Origin of the sequence: Pseudomonas sp. S37, from assembly GCF_016658545.1 — a bacterium.
GTDB lineage: Bacteria > Pseudomonadota > Gammaproteobacteria > Pseudomonadales > Pseudomonadaceae > Aquipseudomonas.
The window spans coordinates 1-4,823 of sequence record NZ_JACVZC010000199.1 but is presented as its reverse complement, the minus strand read 5'-3'; the positions used below and the strand labels follow the sequence as shown (position 1 = coordinate 4,823).

Here is a 4,823-nt window from a genome sequence, read left to right as displayed (position 1 = left end):
AAACCCTGGGGCTGCTGCGCAGCCCATCGCGACACAAGGCCGCTCCTACAAAGGCCAGTGCCGGGCAGGAGAGCTGGGCAAGACAGTTGATCCACCCCTTGGCATATCGGGCCCATCAATACCGGCGCAAATGCTCGGCAAACGTAGCCCCGCTGTACTGGCTGCGGAACAACCCCAACTCCACCAGCCGCGGCACCACTTCATCCAGAAAACGGTACACCGAACCAAACGAGCCCCCTGGCGCAGCGATGAACCCATCCATCACGCCGGCCTGCGCCCAGTCGGCAATCTCGGCCACGGCATCGTCGACCGTGCCGATCACCTGCCAGTGTGCCGCCGACAGCACCTCCGGGCGCATCAGAAGCTCGTCAGGCAACAGCGACTCACGCTCGATCAACCGCCGCAACAGGTTTACGTGGGTGCGGCTGGCACCGGGCAGCAACTGCAGCGGCGGCAGGTCGGCGGCGTGAATGCGGCGGTCGCTCGGCCAGTTGGCCAGGTCGATGCCGATCATCTTCTCGATCGCAGCATACTTGCGCGCCTTGTCCACCCGGGCGTGGGTGGCCATGAACAGTTCGCGCGCCTGTTGGCGGGTGGGCGCCAGGTACAGGCTCAGGCCTGGCAGCAGGCGAATGTCATCGGCCTGGCGGCCATGCTGTTGCGCACGGCGCGACAGGTCGCGGCGCAGGTCGGCAGCGGCGGCCTGGTCGGGGGTAGGGGCAAACACGATGTCGGCCACGCGGGCGGCGAAGTCGCGGCCGCTGTCGGATGCGCCTGCCTGGATCAGCGGAATGCGCGCCCCCTGTTCGGGCAGGTTGAGCGGGCCTTGCACCTGCAGGAAGTCACCCTGGTGGTTGATCGGCTGCACCTGCGCCGGGTCGGCATACACGCCGTTCTCGCGGTCGATGCGCAGGGCCTGTTGCGGGAAACTGCGCCACAGTTGTTGCACCACTTCGGTGAACTCGGCGGCGCGGGCGTAGCGTTCTTCGGCACTGGGCATGGCTGCCAGGCCGAAGTTTTCGTGGCCTTGCAGGGCGGTAACGATGTTCCAGCCCACCCGGCCCTGGCTCAGCCAGTTCAGCGACTGCAGCTGGCGCGCGACCAGGTAGGGCGGGAAGAAGGTGGTCGAAACCGTGGAAACCAGGCCGATATGGCGGGTCTCGCGGGTTAGGGCGGCCAGCAGCACGGTGGGGTCGAGGCTGGTGAAGCCCGAGCCGCTTGCCAGGGCGTCGGCGACCACGCAACTGACGTCGGGGCGGAACACGAAGTCCAGGTGCGCGGCTTCCGAGCGGCGCGCGATGTCCATGGCGAAGTCGCTGCCGAACAGGGTTTCGACACGGCTGTCGGCGCGCCGCCAGCCTTCGCCGCTAAGCCAGGTAGGGGCGAGCGACATGCCGATGTGCAGGCCTTTGTGGTGTGTCATCAGGGTCTCCAGATGCGGGCTATACGAGGTTGCGCGATCGCTTTGTGTAGGCGCGGCCTTGTGTCGCGATCGGGCCAGGATTTCAGCCGACATGCAAAATGGCTGGGGCTGCTGTGCAGCCCGATCGCGACACAAGGCCGCTCCTACAAAGACGGCGCAAAATTCAGAAGGCGCCTTTGATGCCCACGCCCACGGTGCGTGGCTCGGTCATGCTCGCTTCGATACCGCCAATACCGCGGTTGGTCTGCATGTAGGTGGCGGTGCGTTCGTCGAACACGTTCTTCACGTAGGTGTACACCTGCACCTGCTTGCTGAAGCGGTAGCTCATGCGCGCGTCGGCCACGGTGTAGCCGTCGATGGCGTAGCTTTTGGTGTTGGCCACATCCGAGTAGTAACCGTCGATGTGCCGCACCTGGGCATTGAAGTTGAGGCGGTCGGTGATGTCCCAGCTCGGGCCGAAGCTGACGGTATAGCCAGGCGAACGGGCGAATTCATTGCCGGCGTAGCTGTTGTTGGCGTCGATGTCGTCGATGCGGGTTTGCAGGGCACCGGCGCTGGCCTTGAGGGTCAGGTTGTCCAGCACGCGGTAATCCGCCGACAGCTCGATGCCATAGGCGTGGGCCTTTTCGGCGTTGATGGTGTATGACTGGGTCAGCCCGGATGCCAGCACCACCGGAATGTTGTACTGCGCATCCTGCATGTCCATGTAGAACAGGTTGCCGTTAAGGTGCAGGCGGTCGTCCAGCAGGCTGGCGCGGGCAAACAGCTCGTAGTTCCACATGCGCTCGTCGTCGAATTCTTCGAAGCGCTTGCTGCTCAGGTTCAGCGACACGCCACCTGGGTTGTAGCCGCGGCTGACCATGGCGCCAACGGTCCACTCCGGTGTCAGGGCATAGGCCAGCGAGACCTTGGGCAGTACCGCAGTGAAGGTTTTGTCATAGTCCAGGCCGTCGGCGGCGAACGGTGAGGTGCCGCTGCGCTGGATCTGGTCCTGTTGGAAGCGCAGGGCGGTGGTCAGGGTCCAGCGGTCATTGAGGCGGTAGCTGAGTTCGCCGAACAGGCCCAGGTTGCGTTTGGTGTCGTCGAAGTCGGAGATGCCGCCGTAGTAGAGGATTTCGTCCGAGTCTGTGCGCGCCAGGTACAGGCCGGCCATACCGCTGAGCGTGTCCTGCTGCTCGCCGAAGGTAACGCGGGTTTCATTGGAGAAGTTCTTCTGGCGGATGTCGGCGTCGCCGCCATTGGGTACGCCAATGACCCGGTGCACGTTGGACAGCGAGTACTGGGTCTGGTTGAACAGCTTCATGCCGTTGTCCAGCTCATAGTCCGCGTCGACGATGTGCGTGTTGCTCTGCTGGTGCCAGCTGGGCATGGTGGCGCCGGTGTGGTCCAGCTTGTGGAAGGGGTACGAGGCCGCTTCCTGGGTGGGGCGGTTGGAGTCGCCGTGGGCGAAGGTGTACTTAAGGCCCAGGCCGGGCACCCCCTCGGGCAGCCACAGCAACTTGCCGCGCAGGTTCAGCGCACGGAAATCCTGGTCGGTATTGTGGCTGGCAAACGCCGGGTTGGTGTAGTCGATGAAAGTGTCGCGCGCCGAATAGTCCAGCGCCAGGCGCCCGGCCAGGTTGTCGGTCAGTGGCCCGGACACCGCCAGCGAGCTGCGCCGCGAATGGTAGCTGCCGATCTCGGCCTGGTAGGCCGTCTCGGGGGTGAAGGTCGGGTCCTTGGTCTTGACCACGATGGCACCGGCGATGGCGTTGGCACCCTGGCTGGTGGTCTGCGGGCCCCGGTACACCTCGATGCTGTCCACGTCCCACACCGACGGTGCGCCGAAGTACATCTCGTTGTAGTTCAGGTAGTGCCCGTCAAGGTTGATGGTGGCGCGCGGCACGGTGCCGCCCCAGAACACGTTGGCGCCGTTGTTCGGGCCCTGGGTGTCCTGCCCGCGGATGATCGGCGCGCCCACCGTGTCGGTGTAGATCACATTGGGCACGTCGTTGAGCACTTCGTGCACCGAGGCGTTGCCGGTCTTGAGGCTGTCGATCTCGCTGGCACTTTTCACCGACACCGATGAGGCGGTGTTGCGCAGGTCGCGCTCCACCTTTTCGCCACTGACCAGCACGGGGCTGAGCACCAGCTGCGAGTTGCCGGCAGTGGCGGCCTGTTCGGCCAGGGCATGGGGGGCGGCGAGCAGGGTAGACAGGGTCAGCACACCGAATCCATGGCTGAGCGAGCGTTGCGCGGGGTACTTCAAGACAACCTCCAAATGAGAACGATCCTCGTTTGCGCCGCAAGGTATCACGGTGCCATTGCGTTCCGCAATAAAGAATCTATTCCTCGAAGTGGTATGGTGTTGTCTGCGCCTGCCAACGCTCGCGCCAGGCCAGTGCCGCTGGCGGTATGATAGGCAGCCGCGCTTGCCGGCCACCGTGATGGCGCCTGGCCGGATAATCAGAAATGAGGAGATAGCCCCGTTGAACACTTTGCAGTCCCCCGCCGACGCGGAGCCGGAGAGCCCGGGCGAGAAGCGTTCCGGCACCATCCAGTCGGTGTCGATCGCTGCACGGTTCCTGAATGTGCTGGCCAATGCGGAAAATGAACTGAGCCTGGGTGAGGTGGCACGGCGTACCGGCACGGGCGGTTCCACCGCGCACCGTTACCTGCAGAGCCTGGTCAAGGAGGGGCTGGCCAGGCAGGACCCGGCCAGTGCGCTGTACGACCTGGGCCCGGCTGCGCTCAGCATCGGCATTGGCGCGCTCAAGCGTGTGGATGCGGTGGAAATTGCCGCCCGGCACATGAAGGGCCTGGCCCAGCAGCATGCCGCCAGCGGTGGGGTGGCGATCTGGACCGACCGCGGGCCGACCCTGGTGCGCTGGTACCGCAGTGCCTATTTCTCGATCAACCCGCTGGCGCTGGGCGATATCCTGCCGATCGACAACACGGCGTGCGGGCTGATTTTCCAGGCGTTCCTGCCCAAGGCGACGATCGATGCCGCGCGCAAGCTGCAGCCGGCGCATTTTCGCGGCACCCCGCCCAGTGCCAAGGTGCTGGAGCAGATTCGCCAGCACTGCTGGGCTGAACTCACCAGCCATTTGCTGTCCAGCGTGACAGGGCAGGCGGCGCCGGTGTTCGATGCACAGCAGGAGATTGTTTGCGTGATGACCACGGTGACCGACCTGGGGCAGTTGCGTACGCCGGAAGATCGCCAGGCGTTGTTCCGCGAGGCCGGGCTGGTCAATCAGGCAACCGGTGGGCGCATGCTGGGGGCGCCGGCGCCGGTGTTGCCGGAATAAACTATTCGAAGGCTTGCGCGATTCCTGTAGGAGATCACCCCGGCCCCTCCGGGCTGCGCTGTCGCGCAGAGAACTCTGCCCGCAAGCGTGTTGCAGACCTTGTGGGAGCGGGT

At 64.9% G+C, this 4,823-nt stretch carries 3 protein-coding genes; 1 reads left to right on the top strand and 2 read right to left on the bottom strand.

What is annotated here, in order from left to right:
- Positions 1-115 precede the first annotated feature (115 nt).
- Positions 116-1,423, bottom strand: a complete 1,308-nt coding sequence (locus tag IAE39_RS28970) for an NtaA/DmoA family FMN-dependent monooxygenase (protein ID WP_201207890.1) — start codon at positions 1,421-1,423, stop codon at positions 116-118.
- Between the two features lie 163 nt (positions 1,424-1,586).
- Positions 1,587-3,671 (bottom strand): TonB-dependent receptor, encoded by a 2,085-nt coding sequence (locus IAE39_RS28965; protein ID WP_201207889.1) that lies wholly within the window; start codon positions 3,669-3,671, stop codon positions 1,587-1,589.
- Positions 3,672-3,891: 220 nt separating this feature from the next.
- Between IAE39_RS28965 and IAE39_RS28960 the strand changes: the two genes are divergently transcribed.
- A complete protein-coding gene (locus IAE39_RS28960; RefSeq protein WP_201207888.1) occupies positions 3,892-4,710 on the top strand; it encodes an IclR family transcriptional regulator in 819 nt (272 codons plus the stop codon).
- Positions 4,711-4,823: the final 113 nt, after the last annotated feature.